The sequence below is a fragment of the Mycobacterium sp. 012931 genome, assembly GCF_000419295.1.
Taxonomy (GTDB): Bacteria; Actinomycetota; Actinomycetes; order Mycobacteriales; family Mycobacteriaceae; genus Mycobacterium; species Mycobacterium marinum.
The window spans coordinates 2,188,300-2,214,525 of sequence record NZ_AOPX01000001.1 but is presented as its reverse complement, the minus strand read 5'-3'; the positions used below and the strand labels follow the sequence as shown (position 1 = coordinate 2,214,525).

At 65.8% G+C, this 26,226-nt stretch carries 23 protein-coding genes, 1 tRNA gene and 1 pseudogene; 10 read left to right on the top strand and 15 right to left on the bottom strand.

The annotated features are described in order from the left end of the window. Positions 1-4 precede the first annotated feature (4 nt). Both recG and MMSP_RS10045 read right to left on the bottom strand, forming a co-directional pair. The gene (recG, locus tag MMSP_RS10050) at positions 5-2,236 is read right to left on the bottom strand and encodes an ATP-dependent DNA helicase RecG (protein ID WP_015355144.1); all 2,232 of its coding nucleotides are present in this window, start codon (positions 2,234-2,236) and stop codon (positions 5-7) included. Positions 2,237-2,238: 2 nt separating this feature from the next. After that, on the bottom strand, positions 2,239-3,933 hold the full coding sequence (locus tag MMSP_RS10045; RefSeq protein ID WP_020786512.1) for a DAK2 domain-containing protein: 1,695 nt from the start codon (positions 3,931-3,933) through the stop codon (positions 2,239-2,241). A gap of 281 nt (positions 3,934-4,214) precedes the next feature. Between MMSP_RS10045 and rpmB the strand changes: the two genes are divergently transcribed. Then, positions 4,215-4,409, top strand: a complete 195-nt coding sequence (rpmB, locus tag MMSP_RS10040; protein WP_011740047.1) for a 50S ribosomal protein L28 — start codon at positions 4,215-4,217, stop codon at positions 4,407-4,409. 155 nt (positions 4,410-4,564) lie between these two features. Here the strand turns inward: rpmB and MMSP_RS10035 are convergent, their stop codons facing one another. The 5 genes from MMSP_RS10035 to MMSP_RS10015 are packed head-to-tail and all read right to left on the bottom strand — an operon-like array spanning position 4,565 to position 8,164. Next, positions 4,565-5,215, bottom strand: a complete 651-nt coding sequence (locus tag MMSP_RS10035) for a nitroreductase (RefSeq protein ID WP_012393550.1) — start codon at positions 5,213-5,215, stop codon at positions 4,565-4,567. A gap of 49 nt (positions 5,216-5,264) precedes the next feature. Beyond that, a complete protein-coding gene (locus MMSP_RS10030) occupies positions 5,265-6,197 on the bottom strand; it encodes an NADP-dependent oxidoreductase (RefSeq protein ID WP_020786511.1) in 933 nt (310 codons plus the stop codon). A 5-nt stretch (positions 6,198-6,202) separates the two neighbouring features. Continuing rightward, positions 6,203-6,886 (bottom strand): uracil-DNA glycosylase, encoded by a 684-nt coding sequence (locus MMSP_RS10025; protein WP_020786510.1) that lies wholly within the window; start codon positions 6,884-6,886, stop codon positions 6,203-6,205. Continuing rightward, positions 6,883-7,173, bottom strand: a complete 291-nt coding sequence (locus tag MMSP_RS10020; protein ID WP_011740044.1) for a DUF1330 domain-containing protein — start codon at positions 7,171-7,173, stop codon at positions 6,883-6,885. The genes MMSP_RS10025 and MMSP_RS10020 overlap by 4 nt, the downstream gene beginning before the upstream one ends. A 25-nt stretch (positions 7,174-7,198) precedes the next feature. Then, positions 7,199-8,164, bottom strand: a complete 966-nt coding sequence (locus MMSP_RS10015; protein ID WP_015355141.1) for a thiamine-phosphate kinase — start codon at positions 8,162-8,164, stop codon at positions 7,199-7,201. Between the two features lie 207 nt (positions 8,165-8,371). On the opposite strand from MMSP_RS10015, the gene MMSP_RS10010 reads away from it, so the two are divergent. Then, positions 8,372-8,956 (top strand): DUF3515 domain-containing protein, encoded by a 585-nt coding sequence (locus tag MMSP_RS10010; RefSeq protein WP_015355140.1) that lies wholly within the window; start codon positions 8,372-8,374, stop codon positions 8,954-8,956. Here the strand turns inward: MMSP_RS10010 and MMSP_RS10005 are convergent. From MMSP_RS10005 to MMSP_RS25845, 3 genes are all read right to left on the bottom strand, one after another. Next, on the bottom strand, positions 8,953-10,074 hold the full coding sequence (locus tag MMSP_RS10005; protein WP_012393545.1) for a D-alanine--D-alanine ligase family protein: 1,122 nt from the start codon (positions 10,072-10,074) through the stop codon (positions 8,953-8,955). The two genes, MMSP_RS10010 and MMSP_RS10005, sit on opposite strands and share 4 nt — an antisense overlap. Positions 10,075-10,165: 91 nt before the next feature. Beyond that, entirely contained in the window at positions 10,166-11,173 is a 1,008-nt protein-coding gene (locus MMSP_RS10000; RefSeq protein WP_020724647.1) for an NAD(P)H-dependent glycerol-3-phosphate dehydrogenase, read from the bottom strand. 10 nt (positions 11,174-11,183) lie between these two features. Beyond that, positions 11,184-11,375 carry a hypothetical protein gene (locus tag MMSP_RS25845; protein WP_235065720.1) on the bottom strand — a complete coding sequence of 64 codons (192 nt, stop codon included), beginning with the start codon at positions 11,373-11,375 and terminating at the stop codon, positions 11,184-11,186. Here MMSP_RS25845 and cofC point away from each other — a divergent pair. From cofC to MMSP_RS09985, 3 genes are all read left to right on the top strand, one after another. Further along, positions 11,365-12,018 (top strand): 2-phospho-L-lactate guanylyltransferase, encoded by a 654-nt coding sequence (cofC, locus tag MMSP_RS09995; protein ID WP_012393543.1) that lies wholly within the window; start codon positions 11,365-11,367, stop codon positions 12,016-12,018. The genes MMSP_RS25845 and cofC overlap by 11 nt on opposite strands. Positions 12,019-12,096: 78 nt before the next feature. Further along, positions 12,097-14,313 (top strand): RNA degradosome polyphosphate kinase, encoded by a 2,217-nt coding sequence (locus MMSP_RS09990; RefSeq protein ID WP_012393542.1) that lies wholly within the window; start codon positions 12,097-12,099, stop codon positions 14,311-14,313. Positions 14,314-14,392: 79 nt separating this feature from the next. Further along, positions 14,393-15,331, top strand: a complete 939-nt coding sequence (locus tag MMSP_RS09985; protein WP_011740037.1) for an NUDIX hydrolase — start codon at positions 14,393-14,395, stop codon at positions 15,329-15,331. A gap of 61 nt (positions 15,332-15,392) precedes the next feature. Here the strand turns inward: MMSP_RS09985 and MMSP_RS25840 are convergent. The 3 genes and pseudogenes from MMSP_RS25840 to leuC all read right to left on the bottom strand — a co-directional run bounded on the left by MMSP_RS25840 (position 15,393) and on the right by leuC (position 18,363). After that, positions 15,393-16,096 (bottom strand): annotated as a pseudogene (locus MMSP_RS25840) (HU family DNA-binding protein). A 224-nt stretch (positions 16,097-16,320) separates the two neighbouring features. Continuing rightward, entirely contained in the window at positions 16,321-16,917 is a 597-nt protein-coding gene (gene leuD / locus MMSP_RS09975; RefSeq protein ID WP_011740035.1) for a 3-isopropylmalate dehydratase small subunit, read from the bottom strand. A 24-nt stretch (positions 16,918-16,941) separates the two neighbouring features. Continuing rightward, a complete protein-coding gene (gene leuC, locus MMSP_RS09970) occupies positions 16,942-18,363 on the bottom strand; it encodes a 3-isopropylmalate dehydratase large subunit (RefSeq protein WP_020786507.1) in 1,422 nt (473 codons plus the stop codon). 82 nt (positions 18,364-18,445) lie between these two features. Between leuC and MMSP_RS09965 the strand changes: the two genes are divergently transcribed. The 4 genes from MMSP_RS09965 to MMSP_RS09950 all read left to right on the top strand — a co-directional run bounded on the left by MMSP_RS09965 (position 18,446) and on the right by MMSP_RS09950 (position 24,445). Continuing rightward, on the top strand, positions 18,446-19,147 hold the full coding sequence (locus MMSP_RS09965) for an IclR family transcriptional regulator (protein ID WP_012393539.1): 702 nt from the start codon (positions 18,446-18,448) through the stop codon (positions 19,145-19,147). A 542-nt stretch (positions 19,148-19,689) separates the two neighbouring features. After that, positions 19,690-20,940: an aminotransferase class I/II-fold pyridoxal phosphate-dependent enzyme gene (locus MMSP_RS09960; protein WP_036426398.1), complete on the top strand. Its 1,251-nt coding sequence runs from the start codon at positions 19,690-19,692 to the stop codon at positions 20,938-20,940. A gap of 218 nt (positions 20,941-21,158) precedes the next feature. After that, positions 21,159-21,587, top strand: a complete 429-nt coding sequence (locus tag MMSP_RS09955) for an MmpS family transport accessory protein (protein ID WP_012393537.1) — start codon at positions 21,159-21,161, stop codon at positions 21,585-21,587. Continuing rightward, positions 21,584-24,445 carry an RND family transporter gene (locus MMSP_RS09950; protein ID WP_020786504.1) on the top strand — a complete coding sequence of 954 codons (2,862 nt, stop codon included), beginning with the start codon at positions 21,584-21,586 and terminating at the stop codon, positions 24,443-24,445. The genes MMSP_RS09955 and MMSP_RS09950 overlap by 4 nt, the downstream gene beginning before the upstream one ends. 25 nt (positions 24,446-24,470) lie before the next feature. Here MMSP_RS09950 and MMSP_RS09945 read toward each other — a convergent pair whose 3' ends face one another. Beyond that, complete coding sequence (locus tag MMSP_RS09945) at positions 24,471-25,436, bottom strand: nitronate monooxygenase family protein (protein WP_020786503.1); 966 nt, start codon at positions 25,434-25,436, stop codon at positions 24,471-24,473. A gap of 152 nt (positions 25,437-25,588) precedes the next feature. On the opposite strand from MMSP_RS09945, the gene MMSP_RS09940 reads away from it, so the two are divergent. Next, entirely contained in the window at positions 25,589-26,110 is a 522-nt protein-coding gene (locus MMSP_RS09940) for a pyridoxamine 5'-phosphate oxidase family protein (RefSeq protein ID WP_011740027.1), read from the top strand. A 16-nt stretch (positions 26,111-26,126) separates the two neighbouring features. Here the strand turns inward: MMSP_RS09940 and MMSP_RS09935 are convergent. Beyond that, positions 26,127-26,199, bottom strand: a tRNA-Glu gene (locus MMSP_RS09935). Positions 26,200-26,226: the final 27 nt, after the last annotated feature.

Here is a 26,226-nt window from a genome sequence, read left to right as displayed (position 1 = left end):
GACGTTATGACTTGTCCAGGTAGTCGATGCGATCGGTGTTGGTGAAGCGCGCCGCCATCAGAGCCAACCCGGGATGTGGGCCACCGCCGCCAGTGCTCTGCTGATACGCCTGGTTGCAGAAGTCCCGGGCGGCCTCGATGAATACCCGATGCTCGGCCAGCGACAGCAAGCGTAGGGTGATCGCCTTGCCGGACTGGTTGCGGCCCAGCACGTCTCCTTCCCGGCGCTCCTTGAGGTCCAGCTCGGCAAGATCAAAGCCGTCCATGGTCTCAGCGACCGCGCGCAGCCGTCGCCCCGCCGGCGAGCCCGGCGAAACCCAGCTGGCCAGCAGACAAAGGCTGGGATGTTCGCCACGCCCGATGCGGCCGCGCAGCTGGTGCAGCTGGCTGATGCCGAAGCGGTCGGCGTCCATCACCAGCATCACCGTGGCATTGGGGACATCGACACCCACCTCGATGACCGTGGTGCACACCAGCACATCAACGTTGCCGGCGCGGAAGGCCGCCATCGCGGCTTCCTTCTCGTCGGCAGACAGGCGTCCGTGCATCAACGCCAATCGCAGCCCCGCCAGTTCGGCGGCCTGCAAACGGGAATAGAGCCCCACGGCGGTCGCCGACGGGCGGGCGCCGTTTTCGGCTTTGTCGCTCTCGTCGCTCTCGTCGATGCGCGGGGCCACCACGTAGGCCTGGCGACCCGCGGCAACCTCTTCGACGATGCGCTGCCAGGCCCGATCGAGCCAGGCGGGTTTGTCTTTCACAAAGATGACGTTGGTGGTGATCGGCTGACGCCCGCGCGGAAGCTCACGCAGGGTGGAGGTCTCCAGGTCGCCGTAGACGGTGAGCGCTACGGTGCGCGGTATCGGCGTGGCCGTCATCACCAGCAGATGCGGTGTGATGCCGGCGGGAGCCTTGGCCCGCAGTTGGTCTCGCTGCTCGACGCCGAAGCGGTGTTGTTCATCGACCACCACCATGCCGAGATTGTGGAATTCCACCGCGTCCTGCAGCAGCGCATGGGTACCGATGACGATGCCGACCTGACCGCTGGCGATTTCGGCCCGAACCTGCTTTTTTTGCCCCGCTGTCATCGAGCCGGTCAGCAGCGCCACCCGGGTGGCGTTGTCGGCGCCGCCCAGCTGGCCCCCCATCGCCAGCGGACCGAGAACATCGTTGATAGACAAAAGATGCTGTGCGGCAAGCACTTCCGTAGGAGCCAGCAGCGCACACTGGTAGCCCGCATCGACCATCTGCAGCATCGCCAGCACCGCCACGATCGTCTTGCCCGAGCCCACCTCGCCTTGCAGCAAGCGGTTCATCGGACGGGTCGCCGCCAGCCCGTCGGACAACTCGTCGAGCACTTCGCGCTGCCCCGCGGTGAGCTCGAAAGGCAACCGTGCCAACAGCTCGGCGGCCAGGCCGTCGGATCGGGCCGGGGCCGGCGGCCCCGACTCGGATAGCTCACCGTGCCGGCGGGCCACCAACGCCCACTGCAACCCGACGGCTTCGTCGAAGGTCAGCCGCCGGCGCGCTTGTTCGCGTTCGGACTCATCCTCGGCGAGGTGGATCGCGCGCAAGGCGTCGTCCTCGGAAATCAGGCCGTGCTCGGCGCGTAACGCCGCTGGCAGGGGCTCGTCCACCGGGTCGAGCACTTCGAGCACCTGGCGCACACACTTGAAGATGTCCCAGCTCTGCACCTTGGTGCTGGCCGGATAGATCGGGAAAAAGCGCCGCTCGAACTCCTCCATCGCCAGTTCGCCGCTGATGGCCTGGGAGGCGTCGGCGATGCTCTTCAATGATTTGGTGCCGTGATGCTGGCCGTCCGGCGAATCCAGGATCAGAAACGCCGGGTGCGTGAGCTGCATGACGCCCTTGAAGTACCCGACTTCGCCGGACAGCATCACCCGGGTGTTCTTGGTGAGGCCCTTTTTGATGTAGTCGGCGTTGAAGAAGGTGGCGGTCACCTTGTTGCGCCCCGACCCGAGGGTGATCCGCAGACACAACCGCCTCGGGGTCTTCTTCATCGGAAACGACTTGGTTTCGGTGATGACATCGACGATGGTGATGTGCTCCCCCACTTCGGGCTGCTCATCGTCGGTGCCGCGGCGTGCCCCGCCTTCGACATAGCTGCGCGGGTAGTGCCGCAAGAGGTCGTCGACAGTCCGGATGCCGAACTCCTCGTCGAGAGCCTCGGCCGCCTTGGCACCCAGAACGAAGTCGAGCCGATCGCTCAATGCCACCATGGCTACTCCACCCCGATCAGCAGCGCGTCACCGCGATGACCGGTGCGGTAGATCACCAGCTCGGTCCCCGGGTGATGGTCGTGCATGTGTTTTTCCAGGCTCTCAACCAGCCTGGCAATCCGTTCATCATCATCGATACCGGCGCCTATCAGCACCGTCACCAAGTCTCCTCCCGGCGCCAACAACAGATCGACCAACCCGATCGCCGCCGCGGCGACGTCATCGGCGACGATCAGCACCTCATCGCCGGCGATACCCAGACCATCGCCCGGTTTGCAGGTTCCAGCCCAGGTCAGTGCCGTCTCGGTGGCGATACGTACCGATCCGTGCCGGGCGGCCCCGGCGGCCCCGGCCATGATGTAGCCGTCGTCGACCGCCTGACTGGCCGGGTCGTGCACGGCCAGCGCGGCCAGGCCCTGCACCATCGACCCCGTCGGCACCGGGACCACGTCAACGCCCCAGCCGATGGCCGCCGTACAGCCGGCCACCAGTTCCTCGACGGCGGCGTAGCCGTTGGGCAACACCATGACCTGCGCGGCACCGGTGTCGACCACCGCGCGCACCAACTGGTGTGCGCTCAGGTCGGACGCGGGCGCCGCGGCCCCCGCGCCGGGACGCAACACACACGCACCTTCGGCGGCAAACAGTTCGGCGGCACCATCGCCGTCGACAATGGCCAGCACGGCGCGCTGGCGGGTCCAACCGCCGGCCGCCAGTGCAGTGGTCCCGGAACTGAGCGCCGAGATCACGATCTTGCTCAGCCGCCCCGCCGCCAGCCCGGCCTCGACGGCCGCGCCCGCGTCGTCGGTATGCACATGCACCGAATAGCTCTCCGATGGTGCGGCGGCAATTGCCACCGAATCCCCCAGCTCCGAGAGCCGATCGCGCAGCGTGTCGGCCGCCGCAGCATCGCAACCGGCCAGCAGGTACATCACCTCGAACTGCGGTACGGGTGCCGGCACCCCCGCCCCGAGCGCCGGCGAGCGCGGGGCCGGCTCGTAGACCGATCGCGCGGGAGTCTGACCGGTGATGGTCGAGCGCAGCGCGTCCAGCAGGACCAACAATCCTCGTCCGCCGGCATCGACAACACCCGCGTCGGCCAGCACGTCGAGCTGCTCGGGGGTCTTCTCCAGCGCAACCACCGCCGCGTCCCCCGCCGCGGCGACGGCGGCGGCCAACCCTTCGCCGGCGTCAGCACACTGCCGGACCGCGACCGCGGCGGCGCGCAGGACCGAGACGATGGTGCCCGGCACTTCCTCACCGCCCATCGACGTGATGACCAGCTCGACGCCGCGCCACAGGGCCGCGGCCAGCAGTGCCGCGTCGATTGCGGCCAACGGTTGACCGGCGGCGGCGCTATCGGTCACATCGGAAACACCGCGCAGGATCTGTGACAGGATCACCCCGGAATTGCCGCGTGCGCCGTTGAGGGCGCCGGCCGCCAACGCGGCCGCGACCTGGGCGACATCCCTGTGCTCGGGGTCTTCGGGGTGTTCGGGCCCCGCACCACCCGTCGAATCGACCTGAGCAAGCGCGGATCGCATAGTGAACAGCATGTTCGCGCCGGTATCGGAATCGGCGACCGGAAACACGTTCAGCCGGTTGATCTCGTCAAGGTGGGTGATCAGGTCGCTGACGCCGGTGTGCGCCCAGTCTCGCAGGGCCAAGGCATCCAGCGGGCGTTCAGTCGTGCCCAACCTGCCCCCACCTCCTCTGCCTAGCCCCGGTGGGCGCCAGCGTAGCTCCGGTGACGTTGCGGATAGTTTGCGTCGGTTCATGCGCGAGGGAACACCCCGGGCCACCGGGGACCCGGCCCATCGAGCCTAGCCAGGCGGTCCGACGAGACCGGCCCTGACGCCACCCTTAGCGGTGGCTCGTTTGGTGCTTGCCGGGGACGTCGGTATCCTAGGACGGCCTGGGTAGATCTAGGCTGTCCCGGCCGGGTCGCCGGAACCCAACAGACTTGAGGAGTGCAACAATGGCCGCTGTGTGCGATATCTGCGGGAAAGGCCCCGGCTTCGGCAAGTCGGTGTCGCACTCCCACCGCCGCACCAGTCGCCGGTGGGACCCCAACGTCCAGACCGTGCGCGCCGTGACCCGCCCTGGCGGCAACAAGAAGCGCCTCAACGTCTGCACCTCGTGCATCAAGGCCGGTAAGGTCAGCCGCGGCTGAACAGCCACCGGCGGGTTCGGCCCAGCCAGTAGCGGCGCCACCGAGTTCGTGGTTGCTCGCGCCTGTTCGCCCGTCTCGATAGAGCCGGGCGATTTGGCGTGTACGGGCCCGCCCAACTCCGGTCACCGCAAGCTCTTCTCGCGCCCGCTGGCCAGTCAATCGTCGAGAAAAACGACGTGTTCAGCAACATCGTCGCGACCAACGCGCAGCTGATTGCCGGCAAAGTCCGGGTCGGGATAGCCGATCGCCAGGCCACACAGGATGGTCAGGTGCGAAGGTATGCCCACCTGCTTGCGGACGATCTCGGGATAGCCGGCGATGGAGACCTGTACGCAGGTGCCCAGACCGCGCGCGGTCAGCGCCAGCATCAGGTTCTGCAGGAACATGCCGACACCCATGCTGTCGACCAGCCCCAGCTCCTGGTGCATCGATACGATGCCACCCAGCGGGGCCCGGAAGAACTCCCAGTTGCGCAGCACAGCGGTCTGTCGGGCCTGCGTGTCATCGCGAGCAATGCCCATCGCCCCGTAGACCTGTGCTCCCAGTGCGCTGCGTAGGTGGGTGAATGCCGGCGGCAATCGCGCAACATTGGGCGGCTCGGAGCGCGCCCTTTCCAGCATCGCCGCGACCAATCGGTCGCGTGCCGCACCGCTGGTAAACACGACATGCCAGGGCTGCACATTGGAGTTCGAGGGGGCACACATCGCAAGTTCGAGCGCTTCCTGCACCAACCGCCGCGGCACCGGGCGGGGCAGGAACATGCGCGTCGAACGCCGCAGACGGATGGTCTCATCCAAGTCGTACATGCCTCGATGGTCTCAGGCCGTAGCGCAATCCGCGTCGAGCCGGCCGCTGTCACTGTCCAACCGTGATGACGGTCTTGCCCGCTCGCCGAGCGGCACCCCGTCCGCTTTCGAACGCCTCGCGCCCCTTTGCCAGCGGAAAACTCTGCGCAATCTCGACATGCAGCCGCCCACTGCCGACCAGCTCGCCGAGCCTGTTGAGCTGATCGCGGTTGGGCGTCACGATGAAAAACACTGCAGTAACGCCATGTTCGTCGGCCTTGCCGGCGGGCGGCGGTGCCGAGAGGGTGACCAGCCGTCCGCCTGGGCGCAACACCGCGAAGGATCTGTCCAATGTGTCCCCGCCCACCGTGTCGATGACGACGTCGAAATCCGTGGCGGTCCGCTCGAATGCTTCGGCGCGGGTGTCGATTACCCGCTGGGCACCCAGGCGGCTGACCAGCTCGCCGGCATCGCTGCGAACGGTAGCGGTGACGTTGGCGCCGAGGATGGCCGCCAGTTGGACCACCAGGGCCCCGACTCCCCCGGCCCCTCCGTGCACCAATACCGCTTCGTCGGGCCGTACCGCCGCGTGATCGACAAGTGCCTGCAGCGCGGTCAACCCGGCCAGCGGCAGCGCCGCCGCCACGGTATGGCTGATCGTCGCAGGCTTGGCGGCCAGGTGTGCGGCGGGCACCGCGACGAAATCGGCTGCCGCACCGTCTCGATCGAAACCGATCAGCCCGTAGACCTCATCACCACAATGGAAATCTTCGGTACCCGATCCGATTTCATGGATCACTCCGGAGACTTCGCGTGACGGGATCACCGGTGTCCGGCTGACACCATCGCGGGTCCAGGTCTGGTCCCAGGTCAACTCGTCGAACGTGATGCCGGCAGCGCGCACGGCTACCACGACCTCGCCGGCCGCCGGCACCGGCACCGGTGCGCGCTCGACGGCCAGCGTTTCCGGGCCGCCGCGCCGGTGCGCACGCAACGCCCTCATGGCGCTCAGGGCAAGCGCCAGTCAATCGGGTCGGCTCCCCTGCCGGTAAGCAATTCGTTGGCCCGGCTGAACGGCCGTGAACCGAAGAAACCACGAGACGCCGATAGCGGCGATGGGTGTGGAGATTCGATCGAAGCACAATCGCCGTCGGCCAACATCGGCTTCAGGGTCGACGCGTCGCGCCCCCAGAGAATGGCAACCATCGGCTGCGACCGCGCGGCCAAAGCCCGGATGGCGCACTCGGTCAACGCTTCCCAGCCCTTGCCCCGATGTGACGCCGGGTTGCTGGGCCGAACCGTGAGCACCCTGTTCAACAGCATGACACCGCGCTGCGCCCACGGCGTCAAGTCGCCGCAGGCGGGCATCGGATAGCCCAGATCGTCCGCATACTCCTGGAAAATGTTGGACAGGCTGCGTGGGAGCGGGCGGACATCGGGGGCTACCGAAAAGCTCAGTCCCACCGCGTGTCCGGGTGTCGGGTAGGGATCTTGGCCAACGATCAGAATTCGCACCTGGTCGAAGGGAAAAGTAAACGCGCGCAAGACGTTCGGCCCCGCGGGCAGGTACTTACGGCCCGCCGCGAGTTCGGCCCGCAAGAACTGCCCCATCGCAGTTACCTGGTCGGCGACCGGCTCGAGAGCTTTCGCCCACCCCGGCTCGACCAGTTCATCGAGCGCCCGCGCGGTCACTGCACCCCCCGAGCCAGCAACACGACCGTATCGGCGCCCTCCCGGCGATCCTTGGCGATGTCCTGGTAATCCGGCGACTGCGCCCAGTCCCGAAATGCCGCTTCGTCAGGGAACGACATCAGCACCACTTTCTCGCGGTCCCACTGCCCCTCGACCACCGTCGGTGACTCGTCGGCAGCGAGCAGCGTTCCCGCGTAGCGGTCGAAGACCTGCATAAACGCTGCCTGGTACCGGTCATAGGCGGGCCGGTCGGTGAATCTCAATTGGGCGATCGCGTAGACGGTCACCGCGTCACCCTACTCAATTGCCGCGCTAGTCAAATGACTGCCAGCCGGCGTAGCCGCTCCACTGCTGGCCGTCGACCAGCACCCGGGCCGGCCCGTCCAACACCCGCCCGATCACCCGCCAGCCATCGGGCACCGCACCGGAAAAACACGCCACCAGCGCGTGGTCCTCACCCCCACCGAGCACCCACCCCCACGGATCGGCGCCCACCGCATCCGCGGCTGCGATCAGCGCGCGATGATCTTGGGCCAACGCCGCCGTGGCGACGTCGATGCCGACCGCAGCGGAATCGGCGATATGGCGCAGGTCGGCGACCAAGCCGTCGGAGACGTCGATCATCGCTTGAGCCCCGGCCACCGCGGCCGCCACACCCTGGCCGTAGGGCGGGTCGGGTACCAGATGGCGGCGGCGAAGTTCGTCAAACCCGGCAATCTCGTTGTGCCACAGCGCATATCCGGCCGCCGAACGGCCCAGTTCGCCAGCGACCGCAACCGACGAGCCCGGCTTGGCGCCGCCACGGGTGACCGGCGGGCGACCTTCGAGGTCACCCAGAACGGTGACCGACACCACCCATTGCGGACACCGGACCATATCGCCGCCGACGATTCCGGTGCCGATCCGCCCGGCCTCCTCCCACATGCCGTCGAGCAACGCAGTCACCTCGGCCACCGGCGTGTGGGCGGGTGCGCCCAAGCTCACCACGAACGCGGTAGGCCTGGCGCCCATCGCGGCGATGTCGGCGGCGTTCTGGGCGATCGCTTTTCGACCGACGTCGTGGGGACTCGACCAGTCCAGCCGGAAGTGGCGATCTTGGACCAGCATGTCGGTGGAAATCACCGTACGGCCGTCGGGGGCGGCCACCACCGCAGCATCATCGCCTGGCCCCAGCTCAACGACAGCGGGCTGGTTGCGCCCCTGCACCAACCGGTCGATCACGGCGAACTCCCCGAGCTCGCGCAGGGTCGGTGTCTGTCCCGACGTGTCCTGACCCACGCCACCTCCTTCGTGGTGTACCGGCCCGGACTCGCATACCCGCGAACCGAGAGCGGTCTGCGGTAATTTTGGGGTTCCTGCCCGCCCGGGCGGACCGCGTTAGTGTATGAGCCCTGACGACCCGAAACACCCGCGCGGGCCGGTTGCGGTTCCGGGGCGGACCGGGTGGGACAGGAGAGTCGAGTTGAACCGGAGGTATCCGACGCGGTGACAGGCGACACCCCGGCCAACCCCCAACCCGATCCCGATGGTCCGCCACGAGTCCTGATCATCGCCGCCGCACTGCTGGCCGTGGCCGCCCTCGGGACAATTCTGGTGATCGCGGCCAACCGCGAGGTACCGCGACAACCGGTCGCCGTCCCCTCGGTTCCGGCCCCGCAGGCGGCCAGTCCTGCGTGCCACGCGCTGCTGACCGCGTTGCCGCAGCGTCTCGGCGACTATCAGCGCGCGCCCATGGTGCAACCCGCACCGCAAGGCACCGGCGCCTGGAGCTCCGCGGCCGCCGATGAGCCGGTGATATTGCGCTGCGGGCTGGACCGCCCGGCCGACTTCGTGGTGGGGTCGCCGATTCAGGTCGTCGACCGGGTGCAGTGGTTTCGGGTCAGCGACCAAACCGAGGCCGCCGGCACCGCGACGGCGGGGAGCAGATCCACCTGGTACACCGTGGACCGTCCGGTCTACGTGGCGCTGACCTTGCCCGCGGGGTCGGGGCCCACCCCCATCCAGGAGTTGTCCGAGATCATCGACCGCGCCATTGCGCCGGTGCCGATCGACCCGGCCCCGGCGGGTTAGCGCAGGCCGATGCCCCGCGACAACGCGGTCTCCACCATGGTGGCCAGCAAGGTGGGATAGTCGACCCCGCTGGCCGCCCACATCCGCGGGTACATCGAGATCGTGGTGAACCCTGGCATCGTGTTGATCTCGTTGATCACCGGGCCGTCGTCGGTGAGGAAGAAGTCGACTCGGGCCAGGCCTTGGCAGTCGATGGCCTCGAAAGCGCGAATCGCCAGCTGGCGCACCGCGTCAGCGACGTCGTCTTCGACCTTGGCCGGCACGTCCAATTCGGCAGCGTCGTCGAGGTATTTGGTCTCAAAGTCATAGAATCCGTCTTCGCGTCCACGCACACCGGCCACCCGGATCTCTCCCAGGGTGCTGGCTTCCAATCTGCCGTCGGGGAACTCGAGCACGCCGCACTCCAGCTCGCGACCGTTGATCGCGGCCTCGACGATCACCTTCGGATCGTGTCGCCGGGCGGCGGCGATCGCGGCGGGCAGCTCATCGAAGCTCGAGACCCGGCTGACACCGATCGAGGAGCCGCCGCGCGCGGGTTTGACGTAAGCCGGCAACCCCAGCCGCTGCAGTTCCTCGCGGTCCAGCGATTGTCGCGATGGGCGCAGCACGGCATGCGGGCCGATCGGTAGCCCCGCCGCACTCCACAGTTTCTTGGTGAACTCCTTGTCCATACCGGCCGCGCTGGCCAGCACCCCGGCGCCAACATAGGGAACGCCGGCGAGTTCGAGTAGTCCCTGGATCGTTCCGTCCTCGCCGTACGGTCCATGCAGCACTGGAAACACCACGTCGACCGAGGCCAGCACCTCTCCGGCACCGGGCGGCAACGAGACCAATTGGCCGCCCCAGCGCGGATCTGCCGGCAAGGCCAGCTCGGTGCCGGACTGGGAGCTCACCTCGGGTAGCCGCCGGTCGGTGATTGCCAGCGCATCCGGGTTGCCGTCGGTGAGCACCCACGAGCCTTGCGGGGTGATCCCGATCGCGATCACCTCGAAGCGTCGCGGGTCAAGATTGCGCAGAATGCTGCCCGCAGACACGCATGAGATCGCATGCTCGTTGCTGCGTCCGCCGAACACGACGGCAACCCGGAGACGTTCGCCACGCCGGCTGCTGCCACTCACAACCTGGAGAGGCTACCGGGTGCTGAGCGACCAGGCCGGACTACCCGCACTAACCAGGGCAATCGGGCGGCGCCGACAGAGCGGGTCTGACCTATTCGGGTTTGGTACTACGCCCCAGCAACAACGCGATCGCGTCGTCTACCGACAGGCCCTTGTAGCAGACCCGGTGTACGGCGTCGGTGAGCGGCATTTCGACGTCGTAGCTGGACGCCAGCGCGAGCACCGATTCGCACGACGTCACCCCTTCCACGACGTGGCCTTCCTTGCTGTGCAGTGCCGATTGCAGGATCTCGCCGCGGCCCAGGCACTCGCCCAACGACCGGTTGCGGGAGCGCGACGACGTACAGGTCGCTACCAAGTCACCTACCCCGGCCAGCCCGGCCAGCGTCGCCCCCTTGGCGCCCAGGGCGATACCGAGCCGGATGATCTCCGCCAATCCGCGGGTGATGATGGTTGCCACGGTGTTTTCACCCAGGCCAACGCCCGCGGCCATACCGCACGCCAGCGCGATGACGTTTTTGCACGCTCCCCCGATCTCGGTGCCGACGACATCGGTGTTGGTATAGGGACGGAAGTAGCCGCTGTTGAGCGCACGCTGTAACGCGACGGCCCGGCCGGAGTCGCTGCAGGCCACGACGGTGGCAGCGGGCTGGCACTCGGCGATCTCGCTAGCCAGGTTGGGGCCCGAGATCACCGCGACCTGGGCCGGGTCTGCTCCGGTGACCGAGACGATCACCTGACTCATCCGCATCAGAGTGCCCAGCTCGATGCCCTTGGCCAGACTCACCAGGGTCGCGCCACGTGGAATCAGGGTTGTCCAGTGCTCGAGATTGGTCCGCATCGTCTGCGCGGGTACACCCAGCAGCACCGTATCCGCGCCGGCGAGCGCCTCTGCCGCGTCGGCGGTGGCCCGGATCCCCGGCGGCAGCAACGTACCGGGCAGGTAGTCGGGGTTGTATCGGCTGTCGTTGATCTGGTTGGCAACGTCGGCGCGCCGGGCCCACAGCTTGACCTCGCCCCCGGCATCGGCCAACACCTTGGCCAGGGCGGTGCCCCAGGCACCGGCTCCCATCACCGTGACGGTTCCCGTGCTGGCCATCCCCACACCCCTATTTGTCCCATTTGTCGTTTGCGACGGCACCGGTAGCCGCTACACAGTAGACCCCGGCAGGGGCCGCCGTCACGCTGTTGCGGCGGGGGTCACTGCGGCAGGCGCCAGCCCAGTGAAAGCGGGCGGCGGCGGGGTGGCAGCTGGGTAGCACCGAAACCAGCGCTGGCAGGATGGCCTTCATGAGCGGCATACGGGCCGACGGTACGGGTGATGTCGGCCTGATCATCGCCGTCAAGCGATTGGGTGCGGCCAAGACGAGATTGGCCCCGGTGTTCTCCGCGGCGGCCCGGGAAAGTGTGGTGCTGGCCATGCTGATGGACACTTTGACCGCCGCGGCGCGGGTAGGCGACCTGCGCTCGATCACCGTCATCACACCGGACGAATCCGCCGCGGCCGCGGCAACCGAGCTCGGCGCCGAGGTGTTGGCCGACCCGACTCGCCAAGGTGATCCCGACCCGCTGAACAACGCCATCCTCACCGCCGAACAGGTGGTATCCGGTTCCGTGCCAAATATTGTTGTGCTGCAAGGCGATCTGCCTGCGATGCAGACCCAGGAGCTCGCCGATGCGATCTGCGCCGCACGCGCTCACCAGCGCAGCTTCGTCGCCGATCGGCTCGGCACCGGCACCGCGGCCCTGTGCGCCTTCGGAAGCGCACTCGATCCCCAGTTCGGGCCGGATTCCAGCGCCCGACATCGCCGTTCCGGGGCCGTCGAGCTGACCGGCGCGTGGCCCGGCCTGCGTTGCGACGTCGACACTCCGGCGGACTTGGCGGCCGCCCGCAGCCTCGGGGTCGGACCGGCCACTGCACGAGTCGTCGCCCACCATCGCTAGCCCGCATGGCGGCTGTGCGGGGATGAACGGAACAAAAACAGCAAACGGATGTCGGTTCAGCGCTGGCAACGTCACCCGGTGATAGGCAATGATCGCTGGGTGACCGAAATCGAAACCGGCCCAGTCACAGAGGCACGGCCAGACACGAACGCACGGGAGCCAGGCGACAGGACCCCGGCGGCACCGCCGGCCGCGACGCCGGCCGCGACCACCGACCAGCTGCCCGAGGACCGCTACCTCAACCGCGAACTGAGCTGGCTGGAGTTCAACGCCCGGGTGCTCGCGCTCGCCGCCGACGACTCGATGCCGTTGCTCGAACGGGCAAAGTTCCTGGCCATCTTCGCGTCCAATCTCGACGAGTTCTACATGGTTCGGGTGGCCGGTCTCAAACGCCGCGACCAGATGGGATTGTCGGCTCTGTCCGCCGACGGCCTCACCCCACGGGAGCAGCTGGGCCGCATCGGCGAGCAGACGCAGCGCATCGCCAGCCGCCATGCGCGGGTGTTTCGCGATTCGGTGTTGCCCGCGCTCGGCGAGGAAGGCATCTACGTTGTCACCTGGGCCGACCTGGATCAGGCTGAGCGCGAGCAACTGTCGACCTATTTCCACGAGCAGGTATTTCCGGTACTGACTCCGCTGGCCGTCGACCCCGCGCACCCGTTCCCGTTTGTCAGCGGGTTGAGCCTGAACCTGGCGGTCACGGTGCGCCAACCCGAAGACGGTGGCCAGCACTTCGCCCGGGTAAAGGTGCCCGACAACGTCGATCGCTTCGTCGAACTGGGCGGCACAGATACCGACGGAGCCGAAGGGGCGGCCGTACACCGTTTCCTGCCCGTGGAGGAACTCATCGCGGCCTTTCTTCCGGTGCTCTTCCCCGGGATGGAAATCGTCGAGCATCACGCGTTTCGCATCACCCGCAACGCAGACTTCGAAGTCGAGGAGGATCGCGACGAAGACCTGCTGCAGGCGCTCGAGCGGGAATTGGCTCGCCGACGGTTCGGTTCGCCGGTGCGGCTAGAAGTTGCCGACGACATGACCGAAGGCATGCTGGAGTTGCTGCTGCGTGAGCTCGACGTGCATCCCGGCGATGTCATCGAGGTGCCGGGGCTGCTGGATCTCTCATCGCTGTGGCAGATCTACGGTTTGGACCGCCCCGCCCTCAAGGATCGGACCTTCGTTCCGGCCACCCATCCCGCCTTCGCCGAGCGCGAAACGCCCAAGAGCATCTTCGCGACGCTGCGCGAGGGTGACGTCTTGGTGCACCATCCCTACTATTCGTTTTCCACCAGCGTGCAGCGGTTCATCGAACAAGCCGCCGCAGACCCCAACGTGCTGGCGATCAAACAGACGCTGTATCGCACCTCCGGGGATTCGCCGATTGTTCGGGCGCTGATCGACGCGGCCGAGGCGGGCAAACAGGTAGTGGCGCTGGTCGAGATCAAGGCCCGCTTCGACGAGCAGGCCAACATCCGCTGGGCCCGCGCGCTGGAGCAGGCGGGCGTGCACGTGGCCTACGGCATCGTCGGGCTCAAAACGCACTGCAAGACAGCACTGGTCGTGCGTCGTGAGGGCCCGGTGATCCGGCGGTACTGCCACATCGGGACGGGAAACTACAACAGCAAGACCGCGCGCCTGTATGAGGATGTCGGCCTGCTGACCGCCGCGCCCGACATTGGCGCAGACCTCACCGACCTGTTCAATTCGTTGACCGGCTACTCGCGAAAGCTGTCCTATCGCAATCTGTTGGTGGCCCCGCACGGGATTCGTGCCGGCATCATTGAACGCGTCGAACGCGAGGTGGCCGCACACCTTGAACACGGCCCCCAGGCGGGAAAGGGCCACATCCGGCTCAAGATGAACGCCCTCGTCGACGAACAGGTCATCGACGCGCTCTACCGCGCTTCGCAAGTGGGGGTCCGGATCGAGGTCGTGGTGCGTGGCATCTGCGCGCTGCGCCCCGGGGCCGAGGGGTTCTCGGAAAACATCACCGCCCGCTCGATTCTCGGCCGATTCCTAGAACATTCGCGAATCCTGCATTTCCGCGCGATTGACGAGTTCTGGATTGGCAGCGCCGACATGATGCACCGCAATCTCGATCGGCGGGTGGAGGTGATGGCTCAGGTCAAGGACCCGCGGCTGACCGCGCAGTTGGACGACTTGTTCGAGTCCGCACTCGACCCTGCCACCCGCTGCTGGGAACTGGGGCCCGACGGTCAGTGGACCGCGTCGCCTCAGGAAGGCCGTACCGTTCGCGACCATCAGGTATCACTGATGGAGCGGCACCGCAGCCCCTAACACTGTGAAACTCCGGCGAGTTTTGTGCCACCTAACCGACCGCGCGCGGCCCAGGCCGAATTGACCTGCAGGAGTTAACTTGTCGATCCCCAGCTCGTCTGTCCGCCGACGCTCGGGAGACCGAATCGTATATGCCGCCGGTGCGGTGCTGTGGCGCCCGGGAAAGGCCAAGGGGGCAATCGAGATTGCATTGATCCACCGCCCTCGCTATGACGACTGGTCGCTGCCCAAGGGCAAAGTGGATCCCGGCGAGACCGCAGCGGTTGCGGCCGCGCGTGAGGTGTGCGAGGAGACGGGCCAGCACGCCCACCTCGGCAGGCGACTGATCATGGTGAGCTATCCCGTCGAGCAGGGCCTCAAGAAGGTCTACTACTGGGCCGCGCGCAGCCTCGGCGGGGAGTTCACCGCCGGAAACGAGGTCGACAAGCTGATCTGGTTACCGGTCGCCGACGCGATGACCAAGCTTGACTACGCACAGGATCGAAAGGTCTTGCGGCGGTTCGGCAAAAAGCCGGCGGATACCAAGACCGTCCTGGTGGTCCGGCACGGCAGCGCCGGCAGCAAGTCACGCTTCTCCGGAGATGACACCCAACGGCCACTCGACAAGAAGGGACGAGCCCAGGCCGAGGCACTCGTGCCACAGCTACTCGCTTTCGGTGCCGACACGGTGTACGCGGCCGACCGGCTGCGCTGCCATCAGACGGTGCAGCCGCTGGCCGAGGAATTGGGAGTGGTCATCCACAACGAGCGCACCCTCACCGAAGAGGCCTACGCCAAGAACGCCAAACGCGGCCGGCAACGGCTACTGCAGATCGCTACGCGCGATGGCACACCCGTGATCTGCTCACAGGGCAAGGTGATTCCGGACCTGATCGCTTGGTGGTGCGAACGCGACGGCGTCCGCTCCGACCGATCGCGCAACCACAAAGGCAGTACGTGGGTGCTGTCGCTTTCCGGCGGCCGCGTCATCGCCGCCGACCACATCGGCGGCGCGCTGGCCGCCAACGTGCGGGCCTAACGCACGAATACCCTTCGGGGGGCATCGCTGCCACCCGAAGGGTATTTGCGTGTGAGCTGACTTACTTGCGACCGCGCCGGGTGCTCGTCGCCTTCTTGGCGGGAGCCTTGGTGGCCGGCCTCTTTGCCGCAGCCTTCTTGGCGGGAGCCTTGGTGGCCGGCCTCTTTGCCGCAGCCTTCTTGGCGGTGCCTTGGTCGCAGCCTTGCGGACTGGCGCCTTGGCGGCGGCCTTCTTCACTGTTGCCTTGGTCACCTTCTTGGTCGGAGCCTTGGTGACCTTGGTCACGGCCTTCTTGGCGGGAGCCTTGGTCGCGGCCTTCTTGGCGGGAGCCTTGGTCGCGGCCTTCTTGGCGGGAGCCTTGGTCGCAGCCTTCTTGGCAGCGGTCTTGGTCGCGGCCTTCTTGGCGGGAGCCTTCTTTGCTGCCTTCTTGGCAGCGGCGCTCGCCATCACGCCACGCTTGACCGCCGGGCCCTCCGCCGGGAGACGCTGTGCGCCAGAGACAACCGCTTTGAATTGCGCGCCTGGGCGAAATGCCGGGACGGACGTCGGCTTGACCTTCACCGTCTCACCGGTACGCGGATTGCGGGCCACCCGGGCCGCACGGCGACGCTGTTCAAACACCCCAAATCCGGTAATCGTGACGCTGTCGCCCTTGTGCACGGCGCGCACAATGGTGTCGACAACATTCTCGACGGCCACGGTTGCCTGCCTACGGTCCGAGCCCAATTTCTGTGTGAGCACGTCAATGAGCTCTGCTTTGTTCATCCAACCCTCCGAAGCTAGCGGTCCTCGTTTATGGAACCGACTAGTGGACACGGTAAACCCTCACCTGCCTGATTTCCAAGAGCCACGCGCAATTTCAGGACCCGTCGAACGCAATTTCGGCAATCCGATTGCCGCCCTTGACCGGTGGAGTGACCCCAAAATGGGTGTTGCTTGCCCACACCACAGCGGCTCACGGAAGGGAAAATTCCCCGCCCCAAGAGCCTTCAGGAGGTAGGCAAAGTGCGCGGTTTCCACGCCGGATAAGCAGCCTCGTATGCCTCGATTTCATCGAGTTTACGCAGCGTAAGGGCTATATCGTCAAGACCTTCAAGGAGTCGCCACGCGGTGTGGTCGTCAATCCTGAACGGCAGCACCACTGTTCCGGCAATCACATTTCGATCTTGAAGATTGACAGTGATTTCCAAACCTGGACTCTGCTCGATGAGCTTCCAAAGAAGTTCAACGCCATCTTGGTCGACTTCGGCGGCCAACAGGCCCGCCTTGCCCGCGTTCCCGCGAAAAATATCGCCGAACCTCGAGGAGATGACCACCCGGAATCCGTAGTCCATGAGCGCCCAGACGGCATGCTCGCGGGAGGATCCGGTGCCGAAATCCGGCCCGGCCACCAACACCGAGCCCCGGTCAAAGGGGCTGAGGTTTAGCACGAATGACGGATCCGAGCGCCAGCTGGCGAACAACCCGTCCTCGAAACCGGTTCGCGTGACACGCTTCAGGAAAACCGCGGGAATGATCTGATCGGTGTCGACATTGGACCGGCGCAGCGGTACACCGATGCCGGTGTGGGTGTCAAAGGCTTCCATGACTCTTCCTCTGTTTGTTTGAGTTCAATTCAAATCGGCAGGCGCGGATAGGGTGCCGCGAACCGCGGTTGCGGCGGCCACCGCCGGCGAGACCAAATGTGTCCGCCCGCCCTTGCCCTGGCGCCCCTCGAAGTTGCGGTTGGACGTCGCCGCACAGCGCTCCCCCGGCGCGAGCTGATCGGGGTTCATCCCTAGGCACATAGAGCATCCCGCCTGCCGCCATTCGGCGCCCGCGACCGTGAAGACCTCACCCAGGCCCTCCTTCTCGGCCTGGGCACGCACCCGCATGGAGCCGGGAACGATGAGCATTCGCACCCCTGGGGCGACCTTGCGGCCACGCAGCACTTCGGCCACGACCCGCAGATCCTCGATCCGGCCGTTGGTGCACGACCCGACGAACACGGCATCGACCGCGATATCGCGCATGGCTTTTCCTGGCTCAAGGTCCATGTACGCCAATGCTTTCTCGGCGGCCTGGCGCTCGCCGTCATCGCCGATGAGCTCGGGATCGGGCACCGTGGCGCAAAGCGGCACGCCCTGGCCGGGATTGGTTCCCCACGTAACAAAGGGGCTCAGCTCGGCGGCGTCGAGATGGACCTCGGTGTCGAAGACGGCGCCAGGATCGGTCCGCAGTTGTTGCCAGTACCCAAGCGCGGCATCCCACTGGGCACCGGTTGGGGCGTGTGGCCGGTTTCGCAAGTACTCGTAAGTGGTCTCGTCCGGCGCCACCATCCCGGCTCGGGCGCCGGCCTCAATGCTCATGTTGCAGATCGTCATCCGGCCTTCCATGGACAGCGATTCAACCGCGCTGCCCTGGTATTCGATGACGTGCCCCTGCCCACCGCCGGTGCCGATCTTGGCGATCAGCGCAAGGATGATGTCCTTGGCCGACGCTCCTTCGGGTAGTTGCCCATCCACATTGACCGCCATCGTCTTGAACGGCCGCAACGGCAGCGTCTGTGTTGCGAGCACATGCTCGACTTCGGAAGTGCCGATGCCCATCGCCAAGGCACCGAACGCGCCATGGGTCGAAGTGTGGCTGTCACCACAGACGATGGTCATTCCCGGCTGAGTGAGGCCCAACTGAGGTCCCACGACGTGCACGATGCCCTGCTCGACATCACCCATGGGGTGCAGCCGGATGCCGAATTCCGCGCAATTACGCCGCAATGTCTCCACCTGGGTCCGAGACACCGGGTCGGCGATCGGCTTATCGATATCGACGGTCGGCACATTGTGATCCTCGGTGGCGATGGTCAGATCGGGCCGTCGCACCGGGCGGCCGGCCAGGCGCAGACCATCGAATGCCTGCGGGCTGGTGACCTCATGCACCAGATGCAGATCGATGTAGATCAGGTCGGGAGCCTCGTTCCGACCGGACACCACGACGTGGTCGTCCCAGACCTTCTCAGCCAGCGTGCGCGCCTCGCGCGTCTGCAGTGCCATCTCGAATTGCCTCGATTCGTGTATCCGCGGCTCGCGATCAATGAGGGTTCCATCTCATAATACGAGACGCTAGTATCTCCTTGTGAGACAGGATAGCGGCATCGGCGTCATCGACAAAGCGGTGGGTCTGTTGCGCGCCACCGCGGAATCACCCTGCGGTTTGGCCGAACTATGCGAACGGACCGGCCTGCCCAGAGCCACCGCATACCGGCTGGCGGCGGCCCTGGAGGTCCATCGCCTGCTGGGGCGGGACGAGGACGGACGCTGGGGCCTGGGCCCCGCGATCACCGAGCTCGCGGCCCATGTCGACGATCCCCTGCTGACCGCCGGCGCGACCGTGCTGCCCCGATTGCGCGAGACCACCGGCGAAAGCGTGCAGCTGTACCGCCGCGAAGGCACGTCACGGGTGTGCGTGGCGGCGCTGGAACCACCTGCGGGCCTTCGCGATACGGTTCCGGTCGGCGCCCGGCTACCGATGACGGCGGGCTCCGGAGCCAAGGTGCTACTGGCCCACAGCGACCCGGCCACCCAGCAGGCCGTCCTACCAACCGCCAAATTCACCGACCGGGTGCTGGCCGAAGTACGCCGCCGGGGTTGGGCGCAGAGCGTGGCCGAGCGCGAACCCGGAGTAGCAAGCGTCTCGGCGCCGGTGCGCGATGGCCGCGGTGTCGTCGTCGCCGCCATATCGGTATCCGGTCCGATCGACCGGATCGGTCGACGGCCCGGGGCGCGTTGGGCCGCCGACCTGTTGGCCGCGGCCGACGAACTCGCCCGCCGGCTCTAGCGCTACCCGTTTGGCCGGCGGCCCCAATCTTGTGACACACCACCCGGTTCAGCCGCCCGCGCGTCGAGGCCTGGTGGCGATCGCCGCGCCCCTGCCTGCGGCAATCGATTCATTCCCGAAACGCCGCAGCCCCGGGCGCGCTAGGTTATTGTCGTTACCGTAATCCTGTCTGTAACCGGAACCACACGGCCGCGCTCGCCGACCGTTCGCACATTAGGTCAGGACCAATCAGATGCGCTCGATCCTCGTAGCGGCGATCCAGGATGCGGCGCCGTCTGCGCCGGAGTGCCGGCGCTGCAACGACGCTCGGGTGCGCACAATTTTGCCGAATCCGCGCTTTGGCGAAACGCGAGCGGCTTACCGGCCACGCTCACCTGACGCGGCACGGCTTGGGCGGTGAGCAATCCCCGACCGCCTCGGGCCGCAACCACCAAGCACTACCCGGCTCCACCGTCGGCAACCTGATCCGTTACCGCCGGGCACTAAGCCGCTGTCTCGTCGACATCCTCGTAGCTCGCAGAGCCAACCAATCATGGGGAACCATGGATCTATTCGCCAAACTTGTCGCAGATCAGGATCCGCTGTTTCAACTTTCACGTGCCATCCACGGGATAGCGACATTTCCCAAGTTAGGCGGAGCCGCCGGCACGCGAATGACGTGGCGCGACGATGAATACATCATCTGGAACCTCAACAACTACCTTGGGCTGGCCGATCATCCCGAAGTCCGGGCGGCCGATGCCGAGTTCGCAGGCCGCTACGGACTGGCGACTCCCATGGGCTCGAGAATGATGTCCGGCGAAACCGACGATCTCGAGCTACTCGAGAGCGAACTGGCCGACTATGCGCAAAAGCCGGCAGCACTGGTCCTCAACTATGGCTATCAAGGCATGATCTCGCTGATTGACTCCCTGACCACCGAGGTGGACTGGATCGTGTCGGATGCGGAAAACCATGCCTGCATCATCGATGGGATTCGATTGCACCGTAAACGCGGTGAACGGACCCGAATGTTCGCCCACAACGACATTGACCAACTCGAGACACACCTGGCCGAAATCAACCGGGTGCGGGGCCCCGACTCCGGGGTGTTGGTGGTCACAGAGGGAGTCTTCGGAATGTCCGGCGATCAGGGCGCATTGCGCGAAATCGCGGCACTCAAGCAGCAGTACGACTTCCGGTTGCTCGTTGACGACGCACATGGATTCGGCGTTCTCGGCCCCAACGGCGGCGGCACCGGGGAACAACAGGGCGTCCAGGACGATATCGACCTCTATTTCGGCACCTTCACCAAGGCCGCCGCGGGCGCCGGAGCATTCGTCGCATCACAGGCCGATGTCATTTGGAAGCTTCGCTACACGATGCGGTCCCAGATCTTCTCCCGCGGCTTGCCCTGGCCGATCGTCGCGGGTAACCGGGTGCGTTTGGGGTTGCTGCGGCGTAGCGACGACCTGCGCCGACGAGCGCACGCGGTGGCCGGCAAACTTCAGGCCTCGCTGACCGAAGAAGGTCTCAACATCGGGAAAGCGAACTCTCTCATCACGCCGGTGTACCTGCCGATGGACCCGCTGTCGGCTCTCGCATTCTTGACCGAATTGCGCCATAAGCACGGAATATTCTGCTCAGCGGTGACCTATCCGGTGGTACCGCCCGGGATCGTTCAACTGCGCTTGATCTCAACCGCGGGCCACGACATCGCTGATGTCGAGCCGACGGTAAAAGCCATCGCGGCCGTCTACAAGGAATTGACCGGAAACCGGACCATCCCGCAGCTCGATAATGCGCCCACCTGAGCGATGTCGCCTTCGGGCACCGCGACCCGATGACGCCCTCTCGGCGGCGGACCCGCCCCAGCGCGTAGTTTCACCCGCTTTGTTCCCAGGATTCGGGCGCGAGCCGGTCCGATGAAATGCAAGAATTTACCCGCCTCGCGGCGCAATCACGGTGCCCTCATGGTCACGATGGGTTCGTCGCATAACGCGACGACCGGGCGATACCGAACGGGGGTTCAATGGTCAGCCTTTTTAGGCGGATGTGGGTGCCGATCGTGATGATCCTCGTCGCAATTGTCGGGGCATCGGTGGTAATGCGCTTGCATGGCGTCTTCGGCTCACATCGATATGTGCCGGATGCGGGCAACTCCGACGCCATTGTCGCGTTCAACCCGAAGTACGTTCGCTACGAGGTTTTTGGCCCTCCGGGAACGGTCGTCACGGTCAATTACCTCGATGCCCAGGCCGAACCACACGAAGTCGCCAACGCCGCGATCCCGTGGTCGTTGACCATCGTGACCACACTGACCTCGGTGGTTGCCCACCTCGTGGCGCAGGGCAACAGCGCGACCCTGAGCTGTCGCATCACCGTCAACGGCGTGGTCCGCGCCGAGCGCACGGCCGATGCCCACGATGCCGCGACTAGCTGCCTAGTGAAATCTGCGTGACGCCGGCACACAGCGCGGGGCGCCCCTTTATCGCCCGGACTATCCAAAAGTTTTCGCTACCGGTCATTTTGCTCTGGATCGCGCTCACCGTCGGCGCCAACCTGCTGGCACCACAACTAGAAGAGGTCGCCAAAGAGCATTCGGTGTCGTTGAGCCCCAGTGATGTTCCGTCACTGATCGCGATGCGGCGCATCGGCAAAGACTTTCAGCAGTTCGACTCCGACAACACCACGATGATCGTGCTGGAGAGCAATGCCAAACTCGGCGACGAAGCCCACCGCTACTACGACGCACTAATTGCCAAGCTGTCGCAGGACAAGACGAACATCCAACACATCGACAATTTCTGGGGCGACAGGCTCACGGCCGCGGGTTCGCAAAGCGTCGACGGCAAGGCCGCCTATGTGCAGCTGTACCTCACCGGTGGCCTGGGCAGTGCCAGAGCCAACGATTCCGTTGCCGCAGTTGCGCGGATCCTCGACGATGTGCCGCCGCCGCCCGGAATCAAGGCCTACCTGACCGGCCCCGGTGCACTCGGCGCCGATCAAGACACGTCCGGCAACAGCAGTCTGCAACGGTTGACCGCGGTCACGATTGCGGTGATCACCATCGTGCTGTTGATCGCCTATCGATCGATTGCGGCCGTTGTGGTGATGCTGCTCACAGTCGGGATCGAGCTGCTTGCGGCACGCGGCGTGATCGCTGCGCTGGCCGCCAACGACCTGATTGGCCTATCGACCTTCGCCATCAATGTCTTGACGGCACTGACGATCGCGGCGTCGACGGACTACATCATCTTTCTGGTCGGCCGCTACCAAGAGGCCCGGATGGCCGGCCGGGACCGAGAGCTCGCGTACTACACCATGTTCCGCGGGACAAGTCACGTCGTCTTGGGATCCGGGCTGACCGTCGCCGGAGCGATGTACTGCCTGAACTTCACCAGGCTCCCCTACTTCCAAACCCTCGGGTCACCATGCTCGATCGGTCTGCTGGCGGTGATCCTGGCCTCATTGACCCTGGCGCCGGCAGTCATCGCCCTAACAACCAAATTCGGCGTATTCGAACCCAAACGCGCCACCACAACCCGGCGTTGGCGTCGCATCGGCACCATCGTGGTGCGCTGGCCGGGCCCGGTCCTGGTCGCCGCGGCACTGATCTCGCTGATCGGACTGCTCGCCCTGCCCAAGTACCAAACCAACTACAACGAGCGCCATTACATCCCGGCCGGCGCCCCCTCCAACATCGGCTACCGCGCATCGGACCGCCACTTCCCCCCGGCCCGCATGGAACCCGAAGTGCTGATGATCGAGGCGAACCACGATCTGCGCAATCCCACCGACATGATGCTGCTGGACCGGATCGCCAAAGGCGTGTTCCACCTTCCCGGCATCGCACGTGTCCAAGGCATCACCAGGCTACTGGGCTCACCGCTCGACCACAGCTCGATCCCGTTTCAGCTCAACATGCAAAACGCCATGACCATCGAGAACATGGGTTACCTCAAAGCCCGCGTCGCCGACATGTACACCATGATCGATGAGCTGCAACACATGATCGATATCGCGGCGCGCCAACAAGAACTGACCCAACAGCTCAACGACGCCAGCCACGACATGCTCACCCACAACAAGCAGATGCAGGCCAACACCGATCAACTGCGTGATCAGATCGCCGAATTCGACGACCTGTGGCGACCCATCAGAAGCTACTTCTACTGGGAACGCCACTGTTCGGACATCCCGATCTGTTGGTCACTGCGGTCCCTGTTCGACGCGATCGACGGCGTCGACAAGCTCAGCGAAGACGTCGGCACGCTCACCGACGACCTCGATCGCATCGACGAACTCCAACCCAAACTGCTCGCCCTGCTGTCCCCGATGATCGCCACCATGCAAACCGTGAAGAGCCTCACCCAAACCACGGCCAGCACCTTCTCGGCACTGATCACCCAAATGGACGACATGACCCGCAACGCCACCGCCATGGGGCAGGCCCTCGACGCCTCCAAGAACGACGACTCCTTCTATCTGCCGCCGGAAGCCTTCGACAATCCCGACTTTCAACGGGGTCTGACCCTGTTCCTATCCCCCGACGGCACCGCGGCCCGGTTCATCATCACCCACAAGGGCGATCCCGCCACCGCCGAGGGAATCGCCCACATCGACCCGATCCTGCTGGCCGCGAGCGAGGCGGTGAAAGGAGCCCCACTGGCAGCCGCCAACATCTACCTGGCCGGCACCGCGGCCACCTACAAGGACATCAGCGAGGGCAGCACCTATGACCTACTGATCGCGGTGGTGGCCACCCTGTGTCTGATCTTCGTGGTCATGCTGGCCATCACCAGAAGCGTTGTGGCCTCCGCGGTCATCGTCGGCACGGTGGCACTCTCGCTGGGCGCCGCCTTTGGACTCTCGGTCCTGTTGTGGCAGCACATCTTGCACATGCCGCTGCCCTGGCTGGTGCTGCCCATGGCCGTGATCGTCATGCTGGCCGTCGGATCGGACTACAACCTGCTGCTGGTCGCCCGATTCCAGGAAGAGATCGGCGCCGGCCTCAAGACCGGCATGATCCGAGCCATGGCCAGCACCGGCCGCGTCGTCACCATCGCCGGACTGGTGTTTGCCTTCACGATGGGCTTCATGCTCACCAGCGACCTGCGCGTGGTCGGCCAGGTCGGCACCACCATCATGATCGGACTGTTGTTCGACACCCTGGTTGTCCGCTCTTTCATGATGCCCGCCATCGCGGCCCTGCTCGGCCGCTGGTTCTGGTGGCCGCGCCGGGTACCCACGCACGCCGCTTCGCCGCCGGCCGTTACGGCCAGTCCCGGTGCGGCCGCGACGTCTGTGCTGGCTTGACGTCGAACGTGCCCGCCGCCGGCGGCTAACCCGACCGGTTCAGTATCCGGATGGCATCGCAGACCATCTCGGACACGATGTCAGCGGCGGGGCCAACTCTCGAGATCAGACCTACCGCCTCGCCAACCAGCACCGTGGCCATCTCGAAGTCCTCTGCCGCGACCGCGTTTTCGAAGGCGCCCAGCAGGTCCGGCAGTCGCCGTATCAGTTCGGATTCGTTGCCATGCCATGCCTGGATCAACGAGTTGCTGAGCAACCGAAGATCGTATTCCGCCGGCCAATCCCGCTGCCGCACAATGTCGTAGACGCGGGTACGGATGGTGTCGTCCCCGCTGGCCTCCACCGCCCGCTGGTGGGCTCGCGGCGATACCAGCGCCTCTGGGCAAGCCCAGAATCTGGTACCCACCAGGGCGCCGTCTGCGCCCAGCGCCAGCGCTGCTGCCAGCCCGCGGCCATCGGCGATCCCCCCGGCCGCCACGACCAGCGTTTCGGCCGAGCGTTGGGCAACCAGGTCCACCACGTCGGGAACCAGCGTGAAAGTGGAGCGCACACTCATTCCGTGTCCACCTGACTCGCTGCCCTGGGCCACGATGATGTCCGGACCGACTTCCAGCACACGCAGCGCCTGCTCGCGGGTATGTATTTGGCAGATCAGCGGAATGCCGGCATCGTGGATGGGGCCGGCGAAGTTGTGTGGATCACCGAACGACAACATGATCGCCGCCGGGTTCGCGGCCAGGATCAGGTCGAGCAGCTCGGGATTGCGGGCGAGGCTCCAGGTAATGAACCCACATCCGACCCGTTGCCCCTGCGCCTGCTCCAACTGGCGCTGCAGCCACTCGGCCTCGCCATAGCCTCCACCGATCAGGCCCAGGCCACCCGCGGCGGTCACCGCCGCAGCGAGCCGGCCCCCCGACGTCATTGCCATCGGTGCCAGCAGGATCGGGTGTTGGACTCCGAGGAATTCTGTGAGACGGGTATTCAGCGACACCGCTAGCCCCCTTCAGAGAATTGTTGAGCTGCTGTTTCGGCTTTCTACCATGGCCCGCGGCCGGGGCGGTCACCGAAGTTCGCGGCACCGCGGTCGCTGCTGGCAGGCCGTCCGCCGGTAGGGATTGAGCCCGTGCCTGCCACACTGACCGAATGGGAACAAAGCAGCGCGCAGACATCGTCATGTCCGAGGCTGAAATCGCCAACTTCGTCACCACCAGTCGCACCGGCACACTGGCCACGATCGGGCCGAACGGCCAGCCCCACCTGACCGCGATGTGGTACGCCGTGGTCGACGGTGAGATCTGGCTGGAGACCAAGGCCAAGTCACAAAAGGCCGTCAATCTCAAACGGGATCCGCGGGTGAGCTTCCTGCTCGAAGACGGCAATACCTATGACACGTTGCGCGGGGTTTCCTTCGAGGGTGTCGCCGAGATAATCGACGATCCCGAGGCGCTGCACCGGGTGGGGGTCAGCGTGTGGGAACGCTACACCGGGCCCTACACCGACGACGTGAAGCCCATGGTCGACCAGATGATGAACAAACGCGTCGGCGTTCGGATCCTCAGCCACCGAACCCGATCCTGGGACCACCGCAAGCTCGGGCTGCCGCCCATGCCGGTCGGAGGCAGCACCGCGCCGGCTGTGCTGGGTACCGGTCGGACCGACCGGTAACGCACTTGTTCTGTTGTAGCCCCGATGGGATTCGAACCCACGCTACCGCCGTGAGAGGGCGGCGTCCTAGGCCGCTAGACGACGGGGCCAGAACCAATCCGAGCAGTCAGCATAGC